Origin of the sequence: Bradyrhizobium sp. Mp27, from assembly GCF_029953005.1 — a bacterium.
Lineage (GTDB): Bacteria > Pseudomonadota > Alphaproteobacteria > Rhizobiales > Xanthobacteraceae > Bradyrhizobium > Bradyrhizobium barranii.
Genome location: NZ_JASAUS010000754.1, coordinates 1 through 258, shown reverse-complemented (window position 1 = coordinate 258; position 258 = coordinate 1). Strand labels below are relative to the sequence as shown.

Here is a 258-nt window from a genome sequence, read left to right as displayed (position 1 = left end):
GGGGGCGGACGCCCCGCCGGTCAAGGACCGAGCGGCAGCAGCGCGCCGGGCAAGCCGCAGATCAGGTCGGCTTCGGGACATGCCGCGGCAAACGCAAGGCGAATGCGGCTCGTGGTCTCGACGACACGGGCGGCGATTTTCAAGAGCCGAAGACGCAGCGTCGCGAACTCGGCAGCGGCCAATTCCCGGGCTTTGGGAATGGCGTCGCGCACGGTCAGCATCAGCCAATAAGCGGCCGTATGGAGCACGAGACGGACC

1 protein-coding gene is annotated in these 258 nt (G+C 68.2%); it reads right to left on the bottom strand.

Annotated elements, in window-relative coordinates:
- Window positions 1–20 precede the first annotated feature (20 nt).
- Window positions 21–258: transposase (locus QJT78_RS52555; RefSeq protein WP_281460990.1), on the bottom strand; the 238-nt coding region annotated here is incomplete at its 5' end.